Consider the following 22,660-nt stretch of genomic DNA (forward strand, 5'->3'; position numbering starts at 1 on the left):
GCACAGGGAACGGAGGCAGCGGCGCCGTATGCGCATGTCGTTTCTGCTGCACAACGCGTACGGCATCGGCGGGACGATCCGCACGACCTTCAATCTCGCCCAGGCCCTCGCCGAGCGCCACGAGGTCGAGATCGTCTCGGTCTTCCGCCACCGCGACGAGCCGACGATGGGGGCGCCGTCCGGGGTCGCGCTGCGGCACCTGGTCGACCTGCGGAAGAAGAGCCCCGGCTACGACGGCGACGACCCGCTGGCCCGCAGGCCCGCCCGGGTCTTCCCGCGCGGCGACGGGCGCCACCGGCAGTACAGCAGGCTGACCGACGCGCGGATCGCCGCGCACCTGGCGGGGCTGCGGGCCGACGTGGTGATCGGCACCCGGCCCGGGCTCAACGTCCACATCGCCCGGCAGGCTCCCCGGGGCGTCGTCCGCATCGGCCAGGAGCACCTGACGCTCGACAGCCACGGCTACCGCCTCCGGCGCGAGATCGGGCACCGCTACACCATGCTCGACGCCGTCACCACCGTCACCGAGGCCGACGCCCGGGCCTACCGGGAGCGCCTGCGGCTGCCCGGCGTCCGGATCGAGGCGCTGCCGAACAGCGTTCCCGAGCCCGCCGCGGGACCGGCCGATCCCGCGGCCCGCTGCGTGGTCGCCGCCGGGCGGCTGACCCGGGTCAAGCGCTACGACGTGCTCGTCGAGGCATTCGCGAAGGTGGTCGCGGTCCGCCCGGACTGGCGACTGCGCATCTACGGCAGCGGGGACGCCACCGGGAACGAGAAGGACGCCCTGCGCGAGCTGATCGACCGCCGCGGGCTCGCGGAGCACGTGTTCCTCATGGGCACCGCGCAGCCGATGGACCGGGAGTGGGCCAAGGGCTCGCTCGCCGCCGTCACCTCGGAGCGCGAGTCCTTCGGGATGAGCATCGTCGAGGCGATGCGCTGCGGCCTGCCGGTGGTCGCCACCGACTGCCCGCTCGGCCCGCGCGAGATCATCGAGGACGGTGTGGACGGGCGGCTGGTGCCCGTCGGGGACGGCGACGCCTTCGCGGGGGCCCTGCTGGAGCTGATCGAGGACGAGGGGCTGCGGCGCCGGGCGGGGCGGGCGGCCCTCGCGGCCTCGGCGCGCTTCGATCCGGCGAGGATCGCCCGGAGCCACGAGGAGCTGTGCGCCGAACTCGTCGCCGCCGGGGCGCACGGGCGCTCCGGCGGCGACGTGCGCGAGGCCGTCCACCGGGGGCGAAGCGCGCTCTACGACGCCGGGTACGCCCTGCGCTACGCGGTGGCGGACCGCCTGCGGGGCGCCCGGCGCTGAGCGCCCCGGCGCCGTGGGCCCGGGCCCGTGCTCCGCGGCCACCGGGGCCCGGCCGTCGACCCGGCGGTGCTGACGGAGCTCGCCCACGCCTGCCGCGACGTGGAGGTGCTGCGCTGCGAGTACCGGGACCACCGCGGAGTGCCGACCCGGCGCACGCCGGAGCCCCACCGCCCGGTGTGCACGGAGCGGCGCTGGTACCTGGTGGCCTGGGACACCGACCGCCGGAGCCGGCGCACCCTGCGCGTGGACCGGCTCGTCCCCGGGCCGCCGCACGGGCCCCGCTTCGCACCCCGCACCCCGCCCTCCGAGGACCTCGCCGCCCCTGTCTCCCAGGGGATCGCCGTCCGGGCCTACCCGGCGCGCGGTGGTCCGGCCGCACCGCTCGGCGGAGGAGGCGGCGGGCTTCGCCGGACCGTCCGACGGTGTGCTGGAGGCGGTCGACGACCGCACCTGCCTGCTGCGGACCGGTGCGGACGGCCTGGACGCGCTGGTGGTCCCCGTGCTGCTGCTGGGCGTCGACTTCGAGGTGGTGGAGCCGGCCGGCCGACGGGGCATCTGCGGGACCGGCTCTGCCGGGCGCTCGCCGCGGGCCAGGGGGGCGACGGGTGCACGGGAGGGCGCGCGGAGGCGGGGCGAGTGGACGGAACCGATGGCGGAGTTGTGGGGGAACGGTGAAAGCGGCGGCGCTGCCTCCATTCTCCCCGCCGGGGTGACCGGTTTCATCGAATGGCGCTTCCCGCCGCCTGCGCGCATTGCGTTTTCCGGGTCCCGTGAATTACCGGACCGCTATCCGCGCGGCCGCCCGGTATTGCCCGTTCGGGTGAAGCAGTTCGAGTGACGCAGGTCTCGGCCGCTGTCGGGATCCTGTGACAGAAGCGTGACCGCGAAGGTATCCGGGCGCGATGCGGAAGATCACATTCCGAGCTTCCGCGACCGCCCGCAGGCCCCTACCGTGGGAGTCATGGCACCGATACCGACCCACCGGGAACAGCCCGACGACGCCCCCGACTCCTACGTCGGCCTCGGCGCCGGGGAGGCCGGGCGGCTCGCCCGCCGGCGCGGCTGGACGACGGTCCGCGAGCTGCCTCCCGGCGCGATCATCACCATGGAGTACCTGGAGGGCCGCCTCAACTTCGAGGTGCGCGACGGCACCGTGATCCGCTGCTGGAAGGGCTGAGTGCGGCGGGCGGCCGCGGAACAGGGCGGGCGCGCCGAGGGCCCCGGAGCCGCGGCTCCGGGGCCCTCGGCGCGCTCCTCGCCCGCCTCTGCCGGGCGCTCAGGCTCCCGGCAGCGGCCGCGAGTGCGGCGGGCGCCTGCTGCCGGTGGGCGACACCGGCGAACGCTCCGGGCGGCCCGTGTGCGGGCGCACGGGGGTGTGCGTCGCGGTGCGGGAGGCGCTGCCCGGCCGGGCTCCGGCGTGCCGGGGCGCGTGTTCGTGCGCCGCGGTGCCGCTTTCCAGCTGCGAGACCAGCTCGCGCTGCGGGACCGGGCCCGGCTGCGGAGCGCCCGCCGCGACCGGCCGCGGCGGCTCCGGGGCGCGGGCGCGCCAGCGGTCCCGGAGCCCGAGGAGCCAGACCTCGGTGCGGGCGATCACCGGCTCGCACCAGGGCAGCCCCAGAAGGATCAGCAGCCCCGCAGCCCAGCCCAGCAGCACGTCGCTGAGCCAGTGTGTGCCGATGTAGACGGTCGTCAGGCCCACGCCCAGGGAGACCACCGCGGACAGGGCCGAGAGATATCTGCGGGCCCGCGGGGTGGTCGCCAGATAGGCCAGGATTCCCCAGGTCACGACCGCGTTGGCGGTGTGGCCGGAGGGAAATATATCGCCGCCGGCGAAGAGCTCGGCCGAGCCGATCTCCGTCGCGTAGTGGGGTCCCAGCCGGCCCAGTCCGATCTTGACCGCGCCCACGGTGACGTTGAGTAGCAGCAGTGCCGCGCCGAGGGCCAGCAGGGGCCGGAGCGTGTGCTGCCGCCAGGAGCGCCAGCCCAGCCATGCCGCGACCATCACGGCCGTGGGGCCGCGCTGACCGAGGACCACGAAGTAGTCGAGGAACGCGTGCGGCTGCGGCCACTGCTCGAACGGCCGGAAGAGCATGACCTTCCAGTCGAGGGCCACGAGCCAGGTCGACGCCAGCACGGCGACGACGATGGCCGCGTAGAACGCGGAGGTCCCGCCGAAGAGGGCGAGACGCGTGCGGCTCATCCGCGGGATCTCTATCTTCGGCGGTTCCGGCTCCCGGTCCAGCCGGGCAAAGATGTCGGTACGCACCCAATCGACGTTACAGCGAGTGAGCGGGTGGTCCGGTCGATCCACTCCATTCGTGATGCCTACGTGATGTGGAGTTCGTCTCTGATCCACTCGAATTCGAGCCGTTCCGAAAATAGGCCGAAGTGCTGCCGGGGGGAATTCGTCCGGGTTTCCCGGGAGGTTCATTCCGGGGCACCCGGGCGGGGTTCACCGGTATTACGGACGCCGTTCGCGCCGCGTTCACGGCCCCCATGATCCGCCGCCCCCGGGGCAGGCGAGTGGCGTACGCCACACGGGGGCGGCGCGGCGGTGAGAGATCGACCACGCGCACTGCGCGGGAACTCGCGTACGCTGGCGCTCACTCGCCCGTCGATGCCGGGCCGCCCGCGGGACCCGAACGGCACCGTCCCCGGCCGGTCCGCCGAGCGCGAGGAATCTACGGGAGGTTCGTACATGACCGTGACGACCACGGCCGGGGCACGCCTGCGCGCCGTCGGCGGCGGTGCCAACCGCTGGGTCGTCCTCGTCGTCCTGTGCGTGAGCCTCCTCCTGGTCGCCCTCGACGCGACGGTGCTCCACGTCGCGGTGCCCGCCGTCACCGAGGACCTCCGCCCCAGCGGCGTCGAACTGCTGTGGATCGTCGACGCCTACCCGCTGGTCTGCGCCTCCCTGCTGATCATGTTCGGTACGCTCGGCGACCGGGTCGGGCGCCGCAGACTGCTGCTGATCGGCTACGCGGTGTTCGGGCTCGCCTCCGCCGTCGCCGCCTTCGCCCCCACCCCCGAGGTGCTGATCGCCGCGCGTGTCCTGCTCGGCGTGGGCGGCGCCATGATCATGCCCGCCACCCTGTCGATCCTGCGGGCGGTCTTCCCCGACCGGGCCGAGCGGGCCACCGCCATCGGCATCTGGACCGCCGTGGCCGCCGTGGGCGCCGCCACCGGGCCCGTGCTCGGAGGCTTCCTGGTCGAGAACTTCCACTGGGGCTCGGTCTTCCTGATCAACATCCCGCTGATGGCCCTCGTGCTGCCCGTCGGCCGGTGGCTGCTGCCCGAGTCGCGCGGCGGATCCGACGGGCCCTGGGACGTGGTGGGCGCGCTGGCCGCGGCGGGCGGCGTGCTCGGCGTGGTCCTCGGGGTGAAGCGCCTCGGCGCCGGCGCGGCCCTCCTGGACCCCGCCGCCACGCTCAGTGTGGGCGCCGGGTGCGTCCTGCTCGCGCTCTTCGTGCGGCGCCAGAAGCGGCGGCCGCACCCTCTGATCGACATGCGCATGTTCGCGCGGGCCGCGTTCTCCACCTCGGTGGGCTGCATCGTCCTGGCCATGCTGGCCCTGGTCGGCCTTGAGCTGATCGCCGTCCAGTACCTCCAGCTCGTCCTCGGCCTGACCCCGCTGGAGACGGGGCTGCGCCTGCTGCCCCTCACCTTCGCCGCCATGGCCGCCGGCGCCACGGGCTCCTTCACGCTGCGCCGGCTCGGCCCGCGCCGCATGGTCGGCTGGGGCTTCGTCCTCACCGCCGCCGCGGTGCTGCTGCTCCTGCTGATGGGCCAGCACGACCGCCCCCTGCTGCTCACCGCCGGCTTCGTGCTGCTCGGCTTCGGGCTCCAGACCACCCTCTTCGGCGCCTACGAGTCGATGCTGAGCGAGGCCCCGCCCGAGCAGGCCGGCGGGGCGGCCGCCATCGGCGAGACCTCCTACCAGCTCGGCGCGGGGATGGGCATCGCCCTGCTCGGCAGCGTGATGAACGCGGCCTACGGGCCTCCGGTGGCCGCGCTGGACGGTGTGCCCGCCGCGGCGAGCTCCGCCGCCTCGCACTCCCTGGGCGAGGCGTACCAGGTGGCCGACCGGCTCGGCGGGGAGGCCGGCGAGCTGCTGCGCACCACCGCCCGCACCTCCTTCGTCGGCGGGCTGCACCTCGCCCTGGTGGTGAGCGCGGGCCTGCTGCTGCTCGGCGCCGCCGCCGCGCTGCGCCTGCCCCGGAGGATGGAGACACTCGCGGCGCACGGCGCGCACCACCGGCCCGGACCGCAGGGCCCGGACGCCCCGCACCGGGCCGAGCCCGCGCTCCCGGCGACGCGCCGCCCCGGCTCCGGGGAGCCCGCCGCAGGCGCCGCCCGCACGGCGGGCACCGCCGCCGCGCCGCCGGTCGATGCCGCGCCGACCGTGCCACGACCCGCCGATCCCGGCAGGAACCGCGGCCACGAGCGCGCCGAAGCAGCCGGGTCTGGACGGGCGGCGCACTGAGCCGTACCGTCGGACGCGGTCATGAGCACCGCAGGTTTTCCTGCTGTCGCCGACACGTCACCACCGCCCGGCCGCTCCGCGGCGGGCACCGTGCGAGAGCCGCCGGAGGCATCCCTTGTCCGCACCCGCGAAGCGCCCCTCCTTCGACCCGGTCGACCCGCTCGGCATCGACGACCTGCTCGGGCCCGAGGACCTGGCGGTCCGCGACACCGTCCGCTCCTGGGCCGCCGACCGCGTCCTGCCGGAGATCGCCGACTGGTACGAGCGCGGCGAGCTCCCCCTGCGCGACCTCGCCCGGGAACTCGGCTCCCTCGGCGCCCTCGGGATGTCCCTCGACGGCTACGGGTGCGCCGGCGCCACCGCGGTCCAGTACGGCCTCGCCTGCCTGGAGCTGGAGGCCGCCGACTCGGGCATCCGCTCCCTCGTCTCCGTACAGGGCTCGCTCGCCATGTACGCGATCCACCGCTACGGCTCCGAGGAGCAGAAGCAGCGCTGGCTGCCGGGGATGGCCGCGGGCGAGACCATCGGCTGCTTCGGCCTCACCGAACCCGACCACGGCTCCGACCCCGCCGGTATGCGGACCTACGCCAAGCGCGACGGCGGGGACTGGGTGCTCACCGGGCGCAAGATGTGGATCACCAACGGATCGGCCGCCGGGGTGGCGGTCGTCTGGGCGCAGACGGACGACGGCATCCGCGGCTTCGCCGTCCCCACGGACACGCCCGGGTTCTCCGCCCCCGAGATCCGGCACAAGTGGTCGCTGCGGGCCTCGGTCACCAGCGAACTGGTCATGGACGACGTGCGCCTGCCCGCCGACGCCGTGCTCCCCGGGGTCAGCGGGCTGCGCGGCCCGCTCAGCTGCCTCAACCACGCGCGCTACGGCATCGTGTGGGGCGCGATGGGTGCCGCCCGCGCCAGTTTCGAGTCGGCGCGGGAGTACGCCCGCAGCCGCGAGCAGTTCGGGCGCCCCATCGGCGGCTTCCAGCTCACCCAGGCGAAGCTCGCCGACATGGCCCTCGAACTCCACAAGGGCATCCTGCTCGCGCACCACCTCGGCCGGCGGATGGACGCCGGTACGCTCCGCCCGGAGCAGGTCAGCTTCGGCAAGCTCAACAACGTGCGCGAGGCCATCGAGATCTGCCGCACGGCGCGCACCGTCCTCGGGGCCAACGGGATCTCGCTGGAGTACCCCGTGATGCGCCACGCCACGAACCTGGAGTCGGTGCTCACCTACGAGGGCACGGTCGAGATGCACCAGCTGGTGCTGGGCAAGGCGCTGACCGGCCTCGACGCCTTCCGCTGAGCGCCGTCCCGCGGTCCCCGGCGGATCGGCGCGCGCTGTCGGCCCCGGTGCGTCGACGGGCGGGGGCCGCCCTCGTGCCGGGTGCGCCCGGGTGGTGCGGCGTGGTGCCGTGGCGGTCGTGGTGCGCCCGCCGGTCCGGCGGGCGGGGGCACCCCGCCGACGCCGGGCCGCCTCGGCGGGCCGGTCCGGCGGGGCCGGGCGCGGGGACCGCTCAGCTCTGGTTGAAGAAGCCGTCCTGCGAGCGGCCGGCGGGGTCCCCGGTGACGATCCGGGTGTCGGCGGGGGTCAGCAGGAACACCCGCTGCGCCACGCGCTCGATCGACCCGCGCAGCCCGAAGGCGAGCCCGGCGGCGAAGTCCACCACGCGCTTGGCGTCGCCCGGCTCCATCGCCGTCAGGTTCACGATCACGGGCACGCCGTCGCGGAACAGCTCGCCGATGCCCCGGGCGTCGCGGAAGCCGTCAGGGGAGACCGTCGCGATCCGGCGGCCCTCCTCCTGGGCGGATTCGGAGGCCACACGCACACGGGGGTCGGTGACCCAGGCGTCACCGGTCTCCGCACCCTCGGCGTACTCGTCGTCGTAGTAACGCCCGTCGTTGTCCTCGACGAGTCCCAGCCAGGCGCTCGCCTTGCGTACCGAACCCATGGACGCCTCCTTCCGCTGATGCAGTGGTCCCACTGCGGTCTCTGTCGTATCCGCACCCCTATGGTCGTCCATCATGCGGATCGCGCGCCAAGTGGATAGCCGCCGCGCAGGGGATTCGTGACGGTACTGGTGCAGAGGATGTGGCGATTCGTCAAGGTTCTTCCTGTGTAGGGGGCATGAGGGGATCAAAATATAAAAGTCGGACCAGACGGGTGACGGCCAGGGCGTACGGGTGAACGCCCCTGTCGCTACGATGCCCCCGATGCGCCGCCCGACTCCGGGCGGGACCGTCGTGTCCCGAGGGGCCGGGCCGTGCCGCCCCGCGGTCCCGGAGCGTGCCCGCGGGGCCCTGCGGGGGGCGGTCCTGACGGGAGCTCAGGCGCCGGTGCGCCACCCCGGGCGGCACCCGGTCCCGGTCCTTCCCCGCGGTGGGGCCGTGCCTCCTCGGTGCGGTGCCGGTGGGCGGCGCGCGGCGGCCGAAAGGCGCCCTTGTAGCGCGGGTTGACGGCGCGAATACTTCCGACCAGCGCCTGTCGGGAGCACGGCCTGGCCGGAACACGGATGCTCTGAGCGCCTCCTGACTGCGCCTCACCGGGTACCGGCCCCACGCAGGGACCCCTTTCCCTTCGGGAGGAACGACCGTGAGGATCACGCGCACCATCCCCCGCACCGCCTCCGGACACCGCCGCCTCGTGGCCCTGTCCACCGGCCTGGCCGCCGCCGCCGCGCTGCTCTTCCCCACCGCCGCTGCCGGCGCCGAGGAGGCCCGCACCTACGGCGCCGACCGGCTCGCGGCCGCCGGGGAGGCCGTGCTCGGTGCCGATGTGGCGGGCACCGCCTGGCACGTCGACGAGGCCACCGGAACCCTGGTCGTCGTCGCGGACAGCACCGTCACCACGGCGGAGCTCGCCCGTATCGAGCGCCGGGCCGGGAGGAACGCCGGCGCCCTGCGCGTCGAGCGCACACCCGGCACCCTGTCCAAGCTCATCTCCGGCGGGGACGCCGTCTACTCCTCCGGCTGGCGCTGCTCGCTCGGCTTCAACGTGCGCCGCGGCAGCACCTACTACGCGCTGACCGCCGGGCACTGCACCGACGGTGCGGGCCTCTGGTTCACCAACTCCTCGCGCACCCGGCCCATGGGGGCCACCGCGGGGTCGAGCTACCCCGGCGACGACTTCGGCCTCATCCGCTATACGGGCCTCCTGCTCTCGCGCCCCGGCACCGTCGGCGGGGTGGACATCACCGGCGCCGCCGACGCGGTCGTCGGCATGTCCGTCACCCGCCGCGGCTCGACCACCGGTACCCGCAGCGGCACCGTCACCGCACTCAACGCCTCCGTGAACTACGGCGGCGGCGACATCGTGCACGGCATGATCCGCACCGACGTGTGCGCCGAGCCCGGCGACTCCGGCGGACCGCTCTACTCGGGCAGCCGCGCCATCGGGCTGACCTCCGGGGGCAGCGGCAACTGCTTCGTCGGCGGCACCACGTTCTTCCAGCCGGTCACCGAGGCGCTGGCCGCCTACGGGGTGAGCGTCTACTGAACCGCCCCACCGCAGGGCCCCGCACCCGTGCCCCGCGCCCTCCCCGTCCGGGAGGGGCGGGGCCCGGGGTGCACGGGACCCGCCCCTCGCCGCTCAGGTCTCCTCACGCCCCCTGCGGTCCGGGGCCGCGCCGGCCCCGGCGCAGCGAGGCGAGGCCCACGGTGACGGCGGCCCCGCCCACCGCCCAGGCGGACAGCACCCACAGGGGCCCGGCCGCCCCGTTGCCCTGGAAGTAGGCGATCGACCGCGCCGCGTAGGTCCCGGCTCCCGGGGGCAGCGCCGGCCCGATCGCCCGCCAGAACGGGGGGAGCAGGGGGTACGGATAGGCCCCGCCCGCGCTCGGGTTGCCGGCGATGACGACCACCAGGATGGCCAGCCCGATGCCGACGATCCCCGCCAGCCCCTGGAAGGCGAGGGTGAGCGCGCCGACCGCGAAGACCAGCAGTGTGCCGAGGCCCCACAGGGCCCAGACGCCGCCCGGCAGCGCGTCGAGCACCGGGCCCGCGATCACCGTCCCGAGCAGGCCCGCGGCGACCGCGTACAGCAGGAGCACCCCGAGTCTGACCAGGGCGCGGGAGGTGTTCGCGGGCCTGGCGCCCGCGCTGACGGCCAGGACCGCCGCACACAGGTAGCCGCCCACGCACCAGCCGACGACCAGGTAGAACGAGGAGAGCCCGCGGGCGTCGCCCGGGGCCTCGGGTACGACGTCGACCACCCGCACCGTGCGTCCCTGCGCCTCCTCGGCGCGGGTGACGACCTCCGCGAGGGCCTGCGCCAGGGAGGAGCCGGCTCCGCCCGCGACCAGCAGCCGGTCGGTGGTGCCCCGGGGGTCGACGATCAGGGCGCCGTCCACCTCCCGGTCCTCGATCTGGCGCCGGGCGGCCTCCTCGTCGGCCGCCCCTCGCGGGTCCAGGGGCTCGTCCGGCAGGCGCTCCAGCCGGTACAGGGCCTGGTCGACCGCCTGCGGGGAGGGCGAGGCGACCGCGAGCGGGATCCGGTGGGGGGCCGGCTGGTGGAACGCCCCGATGTAGGACGTGATGAAGGCCACCTGGAGTGCCAGTACGCCGATCACGAGCAGCGCGGCCCGCAGGCTCACGGCGCTCCTGACCTCCCCGAGGAAGCCGGTGGGCCGCTCCGGGCCCGGCCTGCCGCCCCCGGTGCCCGCGGCGGCGCGGGGGCCGCCGCCCGGGGGTCCGTCGTATGTCTGAGGCATGGCCCAACGCTCGGCGCGGACCGGTGTCCGTGCAGGTGGGACGGGTCCGAATGGCTGAGCGGCCGGGTGGCGGCACCCCGCCGAGATGTATCGTACGAGTGTTCGAACTTTGGTCTATGGTGGAAGGCGGGGGAGGTGAGACGGGACTGATCCAGGAGGCGCGGGTGCCAGGGTTCACGCATCTGCACACCGTTTCCGGGTTCTCCGTGCGCTACGGCGCCTCGCACCCGGAACGGCTCGCCGAGCGCGCCGCCGAGCGGGGCATGGAGGCCCTCGCCCTCACCGACCGCGACACCCTCGCGGGCGCGGTGCGCTTCGCCGAGGCGTGCGCCGGGCACGGTGTGCGGCCGCTGTTCGGGGCGGACCTCGCCCTGGCGGAGCGTGAGCCTCCTCCCCGGGGCCCTGCCGCCCGCCCGCGCACCCCGGTGCGCGGGGGTGCCTTCCTCGACGAGTCCGCGCCCCGGGCCGTCTTCCTCGCCCGTGACCGCGGCGGCTGGGCCGACCTGTGCCGCATGGTCACCGCCGCCCATGCCGCGGGGGACGGCCCCCCGCTGCTGCCCTGGTCCGCCAACCACGGCGACGGCCTCACCGTCCTCCTCGGCCCGGCCTCCGAGGTGGGCACCGCACTGGCCCAGGGCCGGCCCGACCGGGCCGCGAGGCTGCTGGCCCCCTGGCGCGAGCGGTACGGGGACCGGCTGCGCCTGGAGGTCGTCCACCACGGCCGCACCGGCACCGGCCCGGGATCGCTGCGCCACGCCGCCCGCACCCTCGGCCTCGCCGCGGAGCAGGGGGTGCGGGCCGTCCTCGGCAACGCCGTCCGCTACGCCGATCCCGGGCTGGGGCCGGTCGCCGACGTCCTCGACGCCGCCCGCCGGCTGGTGCCCGTCGACCCCCGCAGGGGCCTCGACGGCGGGGAGCGCTGGCTGAAGGACCCGCAGGCCATGGCCCGCCTCGCCGAGCGGGTCGCGGAGGCGGCGGGCTTCCGCCGGGACACCGCCGCCCGGCTGCTCGCCATGACCGGGGAGACGGCCGCCGAGTGCCTCGTCGACCCCGAGGCGGACCTGGGCATCGGCTCCGTCCACTTCCCGGAACCCGCCCTCGTCGGAGCGGAGCACCGCACCGCGCAGCGGGTGCTCGCCTCCCGCGCCGCCGCGGGCATGGTGCTGCTGGGCTACGAGGGCCGCCGCGCCTACTGGGAGCGGATGCACCGCGAGCTGGACATCATCGCCCACCACGGCTACGCCTCCTACTTCCTGACGGTCGCCCAGGTGGTGCGGGACGTGAAGGCGATGGGGGTGCGGGTCGCCGCCCGCGGCTCCGGTGCGGGCTCCCTCGTCAACCACCTCCTCGGCATCGCGCACGCCGACCCGGTCGAGCACGGGCTGCTGATGGAGCGCTTCCTGTCCAAGCGCCGCCGGGTGCTCCCGGACATCGACATCGACGTCGAGTCCGCCCGCCGCCTCGACGTCTACCGCGCGATCCTCGGCCGCTTCGGCCCCCGGCGGGTCGCCACCGTCGCCATGCCGGAGACCTACCGGGTGCGCCACGCGGTGCGCGACGTGGGGGCCGCCCTGTCCATGGACCCCGCGGAGATCGACCGGATCGCCAAGTCCTTCCCGCACATCCGGGCCCGCGACGCCCGCGCGGCCCTCGGGGAGCTGCCCGAACTGCGCTCCGTGGCCGACGGGCTGAAGAAGCACGAGCGGCTGTGGGACCTGGTCGAGGCCCTGGACGCGCTGCCCCGGGGGACCGCCATGCACCCCTGCGGCGTGCTGCTCTCGGACGCCTCCCTGCCCACCCGCACACCGCTGGTGCCCACCAGCGGCGAGGGCTTTCCGATGGCCCAGTTCGACAAGGACGACGTGGAGAAGCTCGGCCTGCTCAAGCTGGACGTGCTCGGTGTGCGGATGCAGTCGGCGATGGCGCACGCGGTCGCCGAGGTGCGCAGGGCGACGGGGGAGGAGGTGGACCTGGACGCCGTGCCGCCCGGCGACCCGGAGACCTACCGCCTCATCCGGTCCGCCGAGACGCTGGGCTGCTTCCAGATCGAGTCGCCGGGCCAGCGGGACCTGGTGGGGCGGCTCCAGCCGGAGGACTTCCACGACCTGGTCGTGGACATCTCGCTGTTCCGGCCCGGTCCGGTCGCCGCCGACATGGTGCGCCCGTTCATCGAGGCGCGGCACGGCCGGGCGCCCGCCCGCTACCCCCATCCCGACCTGGAGGACGCGCTGCGGGAGACCCATGGCGTGGTCGTCTTCCACGAGCAGGTCATCGAGATCGTGCACACCATGACCGGCTGCGGCCGGGACGAGGCCGACCGGGTGCGCCGGGGGCTGTCCGACCCCGGCTCGCAAGACCGGATCCGGGTCTGGTTCGCCGAGCGGGCCGCGGCGCGCGGCTACGGCCCGGAGACGGTCGCCCGCACCTGGGAGATCGTCGCGGCCTTCGGCTCCTACGGCTTCTGCAAGGCCCATGCGGTCGCCTTCGCCGTTCCCACCTACCAGTCCGCCTGGCTCAAGGCCCACCACCCGGCCGCCTTCTACGCGGGGCTGCTCACCCACGACCCGGGCATGTACCCCAAGCGGCTGCTGCTCGCCGACGCACGGCGGCGGGGGGTGCCCGTGCTCCCGCTGGACGTCAACCGGTCGGCGGCCGCCCATCGAATCGAACTGGTGTCTGATGGTGAGGGGGGAGAGGCGGAAGGCCCGGGCCGCTGGGGGCTGCGGCTGGCCCTGGCGGACGTCCACGGCATCACGGAGGCCGAGGCGGCGCGCATCGAGGCGGGCCGCCCGTACGCCTCGCTGCTCGACTTCTGGCAGCGGGCCCGCCCCGCCCGCCCGGTCGCCGAACGGCTCGCCCAGGTCGGCGCGCTCGACGCCTTCGGTGCCAACCGCCGGGACCTGCTGCTCCACCTCGCCGAACTCCACCGCGGCCGCCGCGGCCCCGCCGCCCACGACGGGCAGCTCCCCCTCGCCCAGGGGCGCGCCACCGCGCCCGTGGGCCTGCCGGACCTGGGGGACGCCGAACGCCTCAGCGCCGAACTCGGCGTGCTCGGCATGGACGCCTCCCGCCATCTGATGACCGACCACCAGGACTTCCTCGCCGAGCTGGGCGTCCTCTCGGCACGGCGGCTGCGCGGCGCCCGGCACGGGCAGAGCGTGCTGGTCGCCGGCGCCAAGGCGGCCACCCAGACACCGCCGATCCGGTCCGGCAGAAGGGTGGTGTTCACCACCCTCGACGACGGCACCGGCCTGGTCGACCTGGCCTTCTTCGACGACAGCCACGAGGCATGCGCCCACACCGTCTTCCACTCCTGGCTGCTGCTGGTGCGCGGGGTGGTGCAGCGGCGCGGGCCGCGCAGCCTCAGCGTGGTCGGGGCCGCCGCCTGGAACCTGGCCGAACTGGTGGAGCTGCGCCGTACCGGCGGGCTCGACGCGGTCGCGGCGCGCCTCGCCGCCCCGGGTCCGGACGAGGCCGCCGGGGAGGCCGGGGGCGGTGGGGAGGAGGCCGGCGCCGGGCGGCGGATCGAGCTGCCGACCGGCTACCGGATGAACCCCTGGGCGGACCTCCGCCCGGCCGGGTCGCCCGCCGCCACCGGACGGAAGCTGTGGCACCAGAGCCCCGGGAGCGCCGGATGATCCTGTACGCACGCTTCCTGCCGCCGGTGCGCGAGGCGGCGCTGCCCGCACTGCTCGCCGTCGCCGAGGACATCAGCCCCGTCGTCCAGGCGCTTCCGCCCGACGCGGTCCTGGTCGACGCCGCGGGCGCGGAGCGGTACTTCGGCCGCGGCCCCGCCGGTCTGGCGGCCCTGCTGCGGGTCCGCCTGCTCGCCCACTGCGGCGTCGACTGCGTGATCGGGGCCGGCCCCGGCCCGATGCTCGCCAGGATGGCCGCCCGCGAGGCGGCTCCCGGCGCGGTGCGGGTGGTCGCCGAGGAGGAGGCGGCCGCCTTCCTGGCGGACAAGCCGGTCGCGGCCCTCCCCGGGGTGGGGGCGGCGACCGCCCGCACCCTGTGCGGCTACGGCCTGGACACCGCGGGCAAGGTCGCCGCCGCGCCGCTCGGCGTGGTCCAGCGCCTGCTGGGCGGCCGGGCGGGCCGCGAGGTGTGGGAGCGGGCGCGCGGTGCCGACCGGAGCAGGGTCGTCCCCGGCGCCCTCGCCCGGTCGATGACCGGCGAGCGGCACTTCCCCCGCGACGAACTGGACCGGGCGGAGCAGCGCCGGGCGCTGCTCTCCCTGGCGGAGGAACTGGGGGCCCGGATGCGGGGCGAACGGCAGGTGTGCCGCTCGCTGACCCTCTCCGTGCGCTGTGCCGACCGGTCGGTGACCACCCGCAGCCGCACGCTGCGGGAGCCGACCGCGTACTCCGGGGCGCTCACCGCCACCGCGTACGCGCTGCACGGGGCGCTCGGGCTGCAGCGGGCGAGGGTGCGCGGGCTGGCGCTGCGGGCCGAGGGCCTGGTGGCCGCGGAACGGGCCTCGCGCCAGCTGACCTTCGACCCGGCCGACGAGCGGGCGCGCCTCCTGGAGGCGGCGGCCGACCGGGTCCGGGCGCGGTTCGGTCCGGGCGCGGTGGTCCGGGGCGCGACGGCCGCCTGACGGACCGGCAGGGCGGGCGGGGCGGCGGTCCGCCGGGGCGCCGAGCGCTCCACTCCGTAGCGTAAGTCCCAAAGAATCGTCAAGTTTTACCGACGCGTAACTTCCCACCGCTGGTTACCGGTTCGTAGATTTGTCGTGAGCGCGACATAGCTCGCCCTGCGTTCCGTCATCCCCCACTCCCCTTGAGCCGCAAGGAGACTGACCGATGCCGCCCTGGAACCGTGTGCTCAGACCGCTGTCGGCCCTCGTCCTCGCCATCGTGCTGGCCCTCACCTCCGCCGCCACCGCCACGGCGCAGACGGCCTCCGCCCCGAGCAGGGGCTGGAACGACTTCTCCTGCCAGCCCTCCAGCGCCCACCCCCGCCCCGTCGTCCTCGTCCACGGAACGCTCGGGAACAAGATCGACAACTGGCTCGTCCTCGCCCCCTACCTGGTCAAGCGCGGCTACTGCGTCTTCTCCCTCGACTACGGCCAACTGCCCGGCGTCCCCTTCTTCCACGGGCTCGGCCCCATCGAGGAGTCGGCCGCACAGCTGGACGCCTTCGTGGAGAGGGTGCGCACCTCCACCGGAGCCGCCAAGGTCGACATCGTCGGGCACTCCCAGGGCGGCATGATGCCCCGCTACTACCTCAAGTACCTCGGCGGAGCGTCCGAGGTGAACGCCCTGGTCGGACTCGCGCCCAGCAACCACGGCACCACCCTGCTCGGGCTCACCAGGCTCCTGCCCTACTTCCCCGGCGCCTCCGACCTGCTCGACAAGCACACGCCCGCCCTCGCCGCCCAGGTCGCCGGGTCGGACTTCCTCACCCGGCTCAACGAGGGCGGGGACACCGTGCCGGGCGTGCGGTACACCGTCATCGCCACCCGCTACGACCAGGTCGTCACCCCCTACCGGACCCAGTTCCTGAGCGGCCCGAACGTCCGCAACGTCCTGCTCCAGGACCTGTGCCCGCTCGACTTCTCGGAGCACGTGGCGATCGGCGTCCTCGACCTCGTCGCGGCCCACGAGGTCGCCAACGCCCTCGACCCGGCCAACGCCCGGCGGACCACCTGCGCCTCGGTCTTCGGCTGAGCGGAGGGCCTCGCACGGGGCCGCTCCGGTCCCTCCCGGTGCACGGGGGCGGACCGGAGCGGCCGCACAGGAGCGGGCCGCCGCGCGCAGCAGAGGCGCACGGCGGCCCGTTCCCGCCCGTGCCGCAGGTCAGCCGCCGTGCCGCGCCCCCGCGCGGGAGGGCCGGCGGCGGCCCAGGAGGAAGAGGGTCCCGGCGCCCGCGGCGAGCACCGCCGCGCCGCCGCCGGCCAGGTACGCGGCCCCGGTCCCGCCGCCCGTCTCCGCGAGGTGCTCCTCGCCGCCCGCCTGCGCCACCGGGGCCGGCCCGCCCCCGCCCAGGACCTCGGGGGCGCCGCCGCCGTCAGCGTCCCCGGACTGCCCGTGGCCGCCTTCGCCGTGCCCGGCCTCCGGCCCGTCCGCCTTGGTCTCCGCCTCCGCGGCCGCCGGGCCCGGCTCCGGGCTGTGCCCGTCCCCGCCGTGGCCGCCGTGGTCCACCGTCGACTGCTCCGCGCCCTTCTCGATCTCCTGCTCGGAGGGGGCCGAGGCGGTGGGGGCCGCCGGGCTGCCGCCGTCGTCCTTGCCGAACACCACGTCGGAGCAGGTGTAGAAGGCCTCGGGGGAGTCGGAGCGCTGCCAGACCGAGTAGACCAGGTGGCGGCCGGACCTGGCGGGGACGTCGCCGGTGAAGGTGTACGCACCGTTCTCCAGCTTCGGGTCGGTCGCCGTGGCGAACGGCTCGGCCTCCAGGTCCGCCCAGCTCAGCGGCTTCGACGGGTCGTAGCCGTCCTTGGTGATGTACAGCGCGAAGCTGCCCTTGTGCGGGGCGGTCGCCTTGTACCGGAAGGTGTGGCTGCCCGAGGCGAGCGGGGAGGAGGGCCAGTCGGCGCGCGGCAGGTCCAGTCCCTTGTACTTGTCACGGCCGGCACTGCACAGCTTGCCGTCCGGGATCAGCTGCCGGTGGTTGCCCGCGGCGTTGGCGATGTTGACCTCGTTCCAGTCGTAGAGCGGCTGGGTGCCCCCGGCCGCGACCATCGCCTTGCACGCGGCCGACCGCGGGTTCTCCGGGCCCTCGGCGAAGCACGCGGACACGCGGCTGACCGGGTCCGTCATCGAGCCGTGGGCGGACGCCGGCGCCGTGCCCAGGGAGAGCAGCGCCAGGGGCGCGAGGCCGAGGGAGGCGACGGCGGCGGCCGTGCGGCGAGCGGTCATGAGGGGGGTTCTCCTTCGAACGGGTGCAGGGTGCCCGGACGGTGCGGGCGGGCACGGCGCGCTCCGGGGGAGCGGCGGCGACCGACGGCTCGCAACCGTGCGGGACGCTCTGCAAGCTAGCCCGCCGCGGCGCCCGAATCCCTTGCGCGGGACGGAGAACGGCGATCCTTATGGTCGGCTTAAGCCGCGTCTAAGAGCGGGCTGAGGATCGCCCCGGAACCGTCCGCCCGCGCCCGGCACGGCACTCGCCGCGGTCTGGGCGGCCCGCCGCCGGACCGCCCGGCCGGGTGCCGGCGGAGGCGGCGCCGCCGCGCGCCGCCCCGTCCGCGACCGAGCCCGGCGGGGCGCACCCCGCGGGCCACCGCCTACCCTGGCCGTCATGCCACGCGTCTGGTTCCTGCCGGCCCTCTATGCGATCTGCGGCGCCGTCCTGGCCGCGGTGCTGTTCTCCCGGGGGGACCCGGGTGCGGCCGTGGCGGTCCTGCTCGCCTTCCCGGCGCTCGCGGCCCTGAACTCGCCCCTGCCCTTCCCGCGGTCGATCGGAGCGCTGGAGGCGCAGCGCCGCAGCGCGGCCGACGGCCGTCCGGTCGTGTACTGGCGGCCGGGCTGCGTCTACTGCCTGCGGCTCCGCGTCCGGCTGGGCCGCAGGGCCCGCGGGGCGCACTGGGTCGACATCCGCAGGGACCCGGCGGGAGCCGCGGCGGTGAGGACCGCCGCCCACGGCAACGAGACCGTGCCCACCGTCGTCCTCGCCGGGCGCTCGTACGTCAACCCCGACCCCGGCTGGGTGCGCGGCCTGCTTCCTCCGCCCGGCAGGCGCTGACGGCCGCGCCGCGGCCGGGACCGACCCGCCCGGCCGCGGGTCGCGTGCGGGTCCGGGGCGCCCGGCCTACGGTGGGACCACCGTCCGCCCCCGACGCCAGGAGCGAGCATGGCCGGCGAGATCACCTTCTTCGAGCTCGGGGTGGGCGACCCGGACCGGGCCCGCGCCTTCTACGGGGGCCTGTTCGGATGGCTCTTCGAGGACGGCGCGGCCCGCGAGGGGGACGCGGACCCGGGGAGCGGCTACGCGATCCGCACCGACGGAGCTCCCGGTGGAGTGCACGGAGGCGATCCCGGCGCCCGGCCGTACGTCTTCTTCCGGGTGGACGCCATGGACGCCGCCCTCGACCGGGTCCGCGAACTCGGCGGCCGGGTGGACGAGACCGAGCTCGGCGGTGACGAGGCGTCGGTGGCCCGGTTCGGGCGCTTCCGGATCTGCGAGGACGACCAGGGCTCCCCCTTCGGCCTCCACGAGCCCCCGCAGGCACGCGAGGCCCCGCCCGCGGCCTGAGGGCCGCGCGGGCGGTCGCGGCCGTCCTGCGGGGGAGGGGCCGCACTCCTCCGCCCCGGCCCGGACACCTCGTCAGACCGGCCCCCGCAACATGTGCGCCAGGGCTGCCGGCCCGCCTTCGCGCACGAGGTGTTCGAGTGCGTCGAGCGCGCGCTCCGCCTCCCGCGCGGCTCCGGGGTCCCGCTCGCGCAGTCCGCTCGCGGCGAACTCGTCCTCGTCGAGGCGGAGCACCGTCCGCCCGTCCGCCGACACCCACAGGTCGAGGTCCAGGTCCTCCACGACCACGTCGGCACCCTCCCGCACCGCGGGCCGCGCGATGTCGCAGTACCAGCCCTTGAGCTCTCCCGTGCCCGCGCGCACCTCCTTCACGGCGTACCAGCGGTCGCGCCGGTAGTGCTCGGTGAACACGTCGCCCGGCTCGAAGCGCACGAAGCCGAAGTCCCGTACGCCCGGGGCCGCCCAGGCGGCGCGCACCGCCAGGTGCGTCCCGTCGTCGAACAGCTCGGCGGCCGGGTAGCGGATCTTGGTCCTGCCCCTCTTGACGAGACGGACGTGCAGTGCGGTGAAGCCGTCGGGCACGGTGTACCTCTCCCGGGTGGTGGCGGGGTCCAAGCCGGCCGGCGGCGGGGCTCCGGCCCCGGAGCGAGCGGGCGTCAACCGCCGCGGCCCGCGCGACGACCATAGGGGCGAACCTGCGGGCCGCGCCTCCCGATATGCCGGGCGGTGGGGAAGAATCCGCCCCGTGACCTTCACCATCGCCATCGACCCGCACAGCGCCGACGCGCCCTACGAACAGGTCCGCGCGCAGATCTCCGAGCAGGCGCGCTCCGGGGAGCTGCCCGTGGGCTACCGCCTTCCGACGGTCCGGGCCCTCGCCGGGGAACTGGGCCTCGCCGCCAACACGGTCGCCAAGGCCTACCGTGCGCTGGAGGGTGACGGAGTGGTGGAGACCCGGGGCCGCCACGGCACGGTCGTGGCGGCCGCGGGTGATGCGGCGGCGCGTCAGGCGGCGTCCGCCGCAGCGGATTTCGCCACCCGGGCGCACCGGCTGGGGCTCACGCGCGAGGAGGCCGGAGCGGCCGCCGCCGAGGCGCTGCGCACGGTCTACGAGGGGGGCGGCGCGGCCGGCTGAGAGCCGCGCAGGGGGGAGGGGCGCGTCCGGACGGCGCACCCCGGACGGGAAGTGACTTGGCGGAAACCCGTCAGTAACACATTTGGCATGGACACTTCCAGTCAACCAAGCCCGCTGCTACGACAGTTGCAGCAGAGATCCTGCTGTGACTGGGAGGTTCCATGAAGCTGTCCCGCATTGCCGCATTCTCGTCCTCGCTCGTGCTCGGCGCCGTCCTCGCTCTCACCGGAGCCGGTACCGCGCAGGCCGACTCCGCCCAGGCCGTCGACTACGTCGCCCTGGGCGACTCCTACTCCTCCGGGCTGGGAGCCGGCAGCTACGAGAGCTCCAGCGGGAGCTGCAAGCGCAGCACCCGCGCCTACCCCCGGCTGTGGGCCAACGCCAACGCACCCTCCTCCTTCGCGTTCACCGCCTGCTCCGGGGCGCGGACGAACGATGTGACCGCCGGTCAGCTCGGGCCGCTCAACTCGGGCACCGACCTGGTCTCCCTCACCATCGGCGGCAACGACGCGGGCTTCGCGGACGTCATGACCACCTGCGTCCTGCAGTCCGAGTCCACCTGCCTCAGCCGGATCGCCCAGGCGAAGTCCTATGTCGACACCACCCTGCCCGGACGCCTGGACTCCGTGTACGACGCCATCAGCGGCAAGGCCCCCGCCGCCCGCGTGGTGGTCCTGGGGTACCCCCGCTTCTACAAGCTGAACGGCAGCTGCATCGCAGGGCTCAGCGAGACCGAGAGATCCGCCATCAACGGTGCGGCCGACCATCTCAACGCGGCGATCGCCAAGCGGGCGGCCGACCACGGCTTCACCTTCGCCGACGTGGTCGGCACCTTCACCGGCCACGAGATCTGCTCCGGCAGCTCCTGGCTGCACAGCCTCAACTGGTTCAACATCGGAGAGTCCTACCACCCGACGGCCGCCGGGCAGTCCGGGGGCTACCTGCCGGCGCTCAACGCCAACGACTGACGGCCCCCGGGCCCGCGCGGCCGGTCCCGGCGTCTCCTGCGCCGCTCCCGGGGCCGGTCGCGCACGCGTCCGCCGCCGCTCGGCCGCCGGGTCCGGTCCCGGTCAGCGGGACAGTGCCACCGCCCACACCAGCACGGCCAGGACGAGCAGCACCACGGCCCCGGCCGCCAGCGCCGTGGCCCGGCCGTGCGCCCCGGCCCCGCCGGAGTCCGCCCGCCCCCCGGGGGTGCCGTCTCCGGCGGGCCCGCGGAGCCCGCCGCCGGCCCGCTGCCCCGGCCGGCGGCCGCCCCGCTCCCGGCGCGGGCGCCCGCGGCCCCCGCGGGGGGCGGACCGTGCGCCCCCGCGGCCGGTGCGGGCGGCACCGCACCGCCCGCACCCGCAAGGCGCAGCCGGTGCTCGGCCTCCGCGGCCGACATCGCCCCCGCGGCGTCCCGCCGCAGCAGCCCCTCGACCACCTCGGCCAGGGCGGCGCCCGCCCGCCCGGCGCGGGGTGCGTCCCCGCGCGGACCCCGGCCCTCCACCGCGGTGAACAGCACCGCCCCCAGCGCCCGCAGGTCGGCCGCCGCCCCCTGCGTCACCGGCGGCACGCCCGCGGCGCCCGAGCCCGTGCCGAAGCCCGTCACCAGCACCCGGCCGTCGTTCACGAGCAGCACCTTCGACGGCGTCACGTTCCCGTGCGGGACCCCCGCCGCATGGGCCGCCCGCAGTCCGGCCAGCGCCTCGGCCCCGATGCGCGCCACCTGCCGCGCAGGCAGCGGACCGTCGGCCTCCAGCAGCTCCGACAGCGCCAGTCCGCGGGCGGGCTCCATCACGATCCACGGCCGCCCGCCGTGGGCGACGACCTCGTGCACCGCGACCACGTTGCGGTGGGAGATCCGCCCCGCGGACCGCGCGCCGTCCTCCAGGCGCCTGAAGAGCAGGCGGGCGGCCGTCGGGTCCAGGTCCGGCGGCACCCGGATCTCCTTGACCGCCACCTCGCGCCGGAGCAGCTCGTCGCGGGCCAGCCACGCCACGCCCGTCCCGCCCTCGCCGAGGGGCCCGATCAGGCGGTAGCGCTCCGCAATCACGCGCCCTGTGACGGGCGTCTCGTCCATGCCGTCCCCCTGACCGCAACTCACGTCGAAATGTGGTGCATACCCCTTCGGCGGCGATCAACTCACCCGGTGAGAGCCTGTGATGACGCTGCGTCAAATGATGCCCCCGGGGCAGGCGGACCGTTTCGGCGGTCAACTCGCCCTGAGTCCAGTCGTATTCGGAGAGTGACGGAGCAGGGGTGTGCGGGTGCGTCGGAGCGGGGAGGCGGGATACACGGGTGCCCCCCGGGAGCGATAGGGTTAATCTGCCCGGGCCGGGTGCATCGTACGGGTGGGGAGAGACATGGATCAGATAACAGTTCGCAGCAGGCCGCGCGTGCCTGCCATCACCTGCGGGAGCGGCGCCGCCAGTACGCGCCTCGACCGCCATCTCGCGGTCCTCGGCGGTCCCGCCGTACCGCAGCGGGAGGCCGCCGAGGCGACCCTGCTGATGCGGGAGCTGACCTCGCGCGACGCGTCCCACGCGCGCCCGAACGGCACCGCCCGCGTCTCGCTCTTCGCCCCGCTGCGGCGGCTGCGCCGCTCGCTCTTCGGCAGCCGCGGCTGACCGACCCGCCACCGGCGCTCCTCCCCGGCACCGGACCACGCACGGAAGACCGGCACCGCGCCAGGATCCTCTCCCCGGGATCCTGGCGGCCCACCGCCACCCGCACTCCGTTCGACTCGGCACCCGCTCGCCCCGTCGGCGCCCCCGTGGAACGGGCATCACCCCGCACGGCCGCGGGCATCCACCGCGACCGACCGGCACCAGGGGACGGCCCACGGCAGCTCCGGAACG

19 protein-coding genes and 1 pseudogene are annotated in these 22,660 nt (G+C 75.5%); 14 read left to right on the forward strand and 6 right to left on the reverse strand.

The features are described from left to right. The first annotated feature begins 28 nt into the window (after positions 1-28). The 3 genes and pseudogenes from NPS70_RS12955 (at position 29) to NPS70_RS12965 (ending at position 2,486) form a co-directional block, all read left to right on the forward strand. On the forward strand, positions 29-1,309 hold the full coding sequence (locus NPS70_RS12955; RefSeq protein WP_256524342.1) for a glycosyltransferase: 1,281 nt from the start codon (positions 29-31) through the stop codon (positions 1,307-1,309). A gap of 24 nt (positions 1,310-1,333) precedes the next feature. Then, a pseudogene (locus NPS70_RS12960) lies at positions 1,334-1,984 on the forward strand (helix-turn-helix transcriptional regulator); the annotation flags it as partial. Positions 1,985-2,270: 286 nt separating this feature from the next. Further along, on the forward strand, positions 2,271-2,486 hold the full coding sequence (locus NPS70_RS12965; protein WP_256524343.1) for an I78 family peptidase inhibitor: 216 nt from the start codon (positions 2,271-2,273) through the stop codon (positions 2,484-2,486). A 99-nt stretch (positions 2,487-2,585) separates the two neighbouring features. On the opposite strand, the gene NPS70_RS12970 is transcribed toward NPS70_RS12965, so the two are convergent. Further along, the gene (locus tag NPS70_RS12970; protein WP_256524344.1) at positions 2,586-3,575 is read right to left on the reverse strand and encodes a phosphatase PAP2 family protein; all 990 of its coding nucleotides are present in this window, start codon (positions 3,573-3,575) and stop codon (positions 2,586-2,588) included. A 432-nt stretch (positions 3,576-4,007) separates the two neighbouring features. Between NPS70_RS12970 and NPS70_RS12975 the strand changes: the two genes are divergently transcribed. Together NPS70_RS12975 and NPS70_RS12980 are read left to right on the forward strand one after the other, a co-directional pair. Beyond that, complete coding sequence (locus tag NPS70_RS12975; protein WP_256524345.1) at positions 4,008-5,792, forward strand: MFS transporter; 1,785 nt, start codon at positions 4,008-4,010, stop codon at positions 5,790-5,792. Between the two features lie 115 nt (positions 5,793-5,907). Beyond that, positions 5,908-7,095 (forward strand): acyl-CoA dehydrogenase family protein, encoded by a 1,188-nt coding sequence (locus tag NPS70_RS12980; RefSeq protein WP_256524346.1) that lies wholly within the window; start codon positions 5,908-5,910, stop codon positions 7,093-7,095. Between the two features lie 211 nt (positions 7,096-7,306). On the opposite strand, the gene NPS70_RS12985 is transcribed toward NPS70_RS12980, so the two are convergent. After that, on the reverse strand, positions 7,307-7,741 hold the full coding sequence (locus NPS70_RS12985) for a cell division protein SepF (protein WP_256524347.1): 435 nt from the start codon (positions 7,739-7,741) through the stop codon (positions 7,307-7,309). Between the two features lie 641 nt (positions 7,742-8,382). Here NPS70_RS12985 and NPS70_RS12990 point away from each other — a divergent pair. Continuing rightward, positions 8,383-9,285, forward strand: coding sequence for a S1 family peptidase (locus tag NPS70_RS12990; protein WP_256524348.1), 903 nt, complete (start codon positions 8,383-8,385; stop codon positions 9,283-9,285). A gap of 103 nt (positions 9,286-9,388) precedes the next feature. Here the strand turns inward: NPS70_RS12990 and NPS70_RS12995 are convergent, their stop codons facing one another. Then, a complete protein-coding gene (locus NPS70_RS12995; protein WP_256524349.1) occupies positions 9,389-10,498 on the reverse strand; it encodes a DUF3533 domain-containing protein in 1,110 nt (369 codons plus the stop codon). 164 nt (positions 10,499-10,662) lie between these two features. Here NPS70_RS12995 and NPS70_RS13000 point away from each other — a divergent pair, with 164 nt between their 5' ends. The 3 genes from NPS70_RS13000 (at position 10,663) to NPS70_RS13010 (ending at position 16,167) form a co-directional block, all read left to right on the forward strand. Continuing rightward, positions 10,663-14,136 (forward strand): DNA polymerase III subunit alpha, encoded by a 3,474-nt coding sequence (locus tag NPS70_RS13000; protein WP_256524350.1) that lies wholly within the window; start codon positions 10,663-10,665, stop codon positions 14,134-14,136. Further along, a complete protein-coding gene (locus NPS70_RS13005; RefSeq protein ID WP_256524351.1) occupies positions 14,133-15,095 on the forward strand; it encodes a hypothetical protein in 963 nt (320 codons plus the stop codon). Before NPS70_RS13000 ends, NPS70_RS13005 begins: the two co-directional genes overlap by 4 nt. A gap of 205 nt (positions 15,096-15,300) precedes the next feature. After that, positions 15,301-16,167, forward strand: a complete 867-nt coding sequence (locus tag NPS70_RS13010) for a triacylglycerol lipase (RefSeq protein ID WP_256524352.1) — start codon at positions 15,301-15,303, stop codon at positions 16,165-16,167. Between the two features lie 129 nt (positions 16,168-16,296). Here the strand turns inward: NPS70_RS13010 and NPS70_RS13015 are convergent, their stop codons facing one another. Continuing rightward, the gene (locus NPS70_RS13015) at positions 16,297-17,355 is read right to left on the reverse strand and encodes a lytic polysaccharide monooxygenase (RefSeq protein ID WP_256524353.1); all 1,059 of its coding nucleotides are present in this window, start codon (positions 17,353-17,355) and stop codon (positions 16,297-16,299) included. Positions 17,356-17,734: 379 nt separating this feature from the next. Here NPS70_RS13015 and NPS70_RS13020 point away from each other — a divergent pair, with 379 nt between their 5' ends. Beyond that, positions 17,735-18,178, forward strand: coding sequence for a glutaredoxin domain-containing protein (locus tag NPS70_RS13020; protein ID WP_256524354.1), 444 nt, complete (start codon positions 17,735-17,737; stop codon positions 18,176-18,178). A gap of 108 nt (positions 18,179-18,286) precedes the next feature. Continuing rightward, a complete protein-coding gene (locus NPS70_RS13025) occupies positions 18,287-18,688 on the forward strand; it encodes a VOC family protein (protein ID WP_256524355.1) in 402 nt (133 codons plus the stop codon). A gap of 72 nt (positions 18,689-18,760) precedes the next feature. On the opposite strand, the gene NPS70_RS13030 is transcribed toward NPS70_RS13025, so the two are convergent. After that, the gene (locus NPS70_RS13030; RefSeq protein WP_256524356.1) at positions 18,761-19,267 is read right to left on the reverse strand and encodes a DUF402 domain-containing protein; all 507 of its coding nucleotides are present in this window, start codon (positions 19,265-19,267) and stop codon (positions 18,761-18,763) included. A gap of 163 nt (positions 19,268-19,430) precedes the next feature. On the opposite strand from NPS70_RS13030, the gene NPS70_RS13035 reads away from it, so the two are divergent. Together NPS70_RS13035 and NPS70_RS13040 are read left to right on the forward strand one after the other, a co-directional pair. After that, positions 19,431-19,820, forward strand: a complete 390-nt coding sequence (locus tag NPS70_RS13035) for a GntR family transcriptional regulator (protein ID WP_256524357.1) — start codon at positions 19,431-19,433, stop codon at positions 19,818-19,820. A gap of 161 nt (positions 19,821-19,981) precedes the next feature. Continuing rightward, a complete protein-coding gene (locus NPS70_RS13040; RefSeq protein ID WP_256524358.1) occupies positions 19,982-20,788 on the forward strand; it encodes an SGNH/GDSL hydrolase family protein in 807 nt (268 codons plus the stop codon). Here the strand turns inward: NPS70_RS13040 and NPS70_RS13045 are convergent. Continuing rightward, positions 20,758-21,882 carry a serine/threonine-protein kinase gene (locus tag NPS70_RS13045; protein WP_256524359.1) on the reverse strand — a complete coding sequence of 375 codons (1,125 nt, stop codon included), beginning with the start codon at positions 21,880-21,882 and terminating at the stop codon, positions 20,758-20,760. The two genes, NPS70_RS13040 and NPS70_RS13045, sit on opposite strands and share 31 nt — an antisense overlap. A gap of 283 nt (positions 21,883-22,165) precedes the next feature. Between NPS70_RS13045 and NPS70_RS13050 the strand changes: the two genes are divergently transcribed. Continuing rightward, on the forward strand, positions 22,166-22,429 hold the full coding sequence (locus tag NPS70_RS13050; protein ID WP_256524360.1) for a hypothetical protein: 264 nt from the start codon (positions 22,166-22,168) through the stop codon (positions 22,427-22,429). The last annotated feature ends 231 nt before the right edge of the window (positions 22,430-22,660 follow it).

Source organism: Streptomyces sp. C10-9-1 (genome assembly GCF_024497955.1).
Classification (GTDB): Bacteria; Actinomycetota; Actinomycetes; order Streptomycetales; family Streptomycetaceae; genus Streptomyces; species Streptomyces sanyensis.

What these genes read in the sequence shown, in the direction of transcription:
- NPS70_RS12975 (WP_256524345.1), top strand. Translation starts at nt 4,008, where the DNA reads ATGACCGTGACGACCACGGCCGGGGCACGCCTGCGCGCCGTCGGCGGC.
- NPS70_RS12965 (WP_256524343.1), top strand. Translation starts at nt 2,271, where the DNA reads ATGGCACCGATACCGACCCACCGGGAACAGCCCGACGACGCCCCCGAC.
- NPS70_RS12995 (WP_256524349.1), bottom strand. Translation starts at nt 10,498, where the DNA reads ATGCCTCAGACATACGACGGACCCCCGGGCGGCGGCCCCCGCGCCGCC.
- NPS70_RS13010 (WP_256524352.1), top strand. Translation starts at nt 15,301, where the DNA reads ATGCCGCCCTGGAACCGTGTGCTCAGACCGCTGTCGGCCCTCGTCCTC.
- NPS70_RS13045 (WP_256524359.1), bottom strand. Translation starts at nt 21,882, where the DNA reads ATGGACGAGACGCCCGTCACAGGGCGCGTGATTGCGGAGCGCTACCGC.
- NPS70_RS13040 (WP_256524358.1), top strand. Translation starts at nt 19,982, where the DNA reads ATGAAGCTGTCCCGCATTGCCGCATTCTCGTCCTCGCTCGTGCTCGGC.
- NPS70_RS12985 (WP_256524347.1), bottom strand. Translation starts at nt 7,741, where the DNA reads ATGGGTTCGGTACGCAAGGCGAGCGCCTGGCTGGGACTCGTCGAGGAC.
- NPS70_RS13050 (WP_256524360.1), top strand. Translation starts at nt 22,166, where the DNA reads ATGGATCAGATAACAGTTCGCAGCAGGCCGCGCGTGCCTGCCATCACC.
- NPS70_RS13015 (WP_256524353.1), bottom strand. Translation starts at nt 17,355, where the DNA reads ATGACCGCTCGCCGCACGGCCGCCGCCGTCGCCTCCCTCGGCCTCGCG.
- NPS70_RS13020 (WP_256524354.1), top strand. Translation starts at nt 17,735, where the DNA reads ATGCCACGCGTCTGGTTCCTGCCGGCCCTCTATGCGATCTGCGGCGCC.
- NPS70_RS13005 (WP_256524351.1), top strand. Translation starts at nt 14,133, where the DNA reads ATGATCCTGTACGCACGCTTCCTGCCGCCGGTGCGCGAGGCGGCGCTG.
- NPS70_RS12955 (WP_256524342.1), top strand. Translation starts at nt 29, where the DNA reads ATGCGCATGTCGTTTCTGCTGCACAACGCGTACGGCATCGGCGGGACG.
- NPS70_RS13025 (WP_256524355.1), top strand. Translation starts at nt 18,287, where the DNA reads ATGGCCGGCGAGATCACCTTCTTCGAGCTCGGGGTGGGCGACCCGGAC.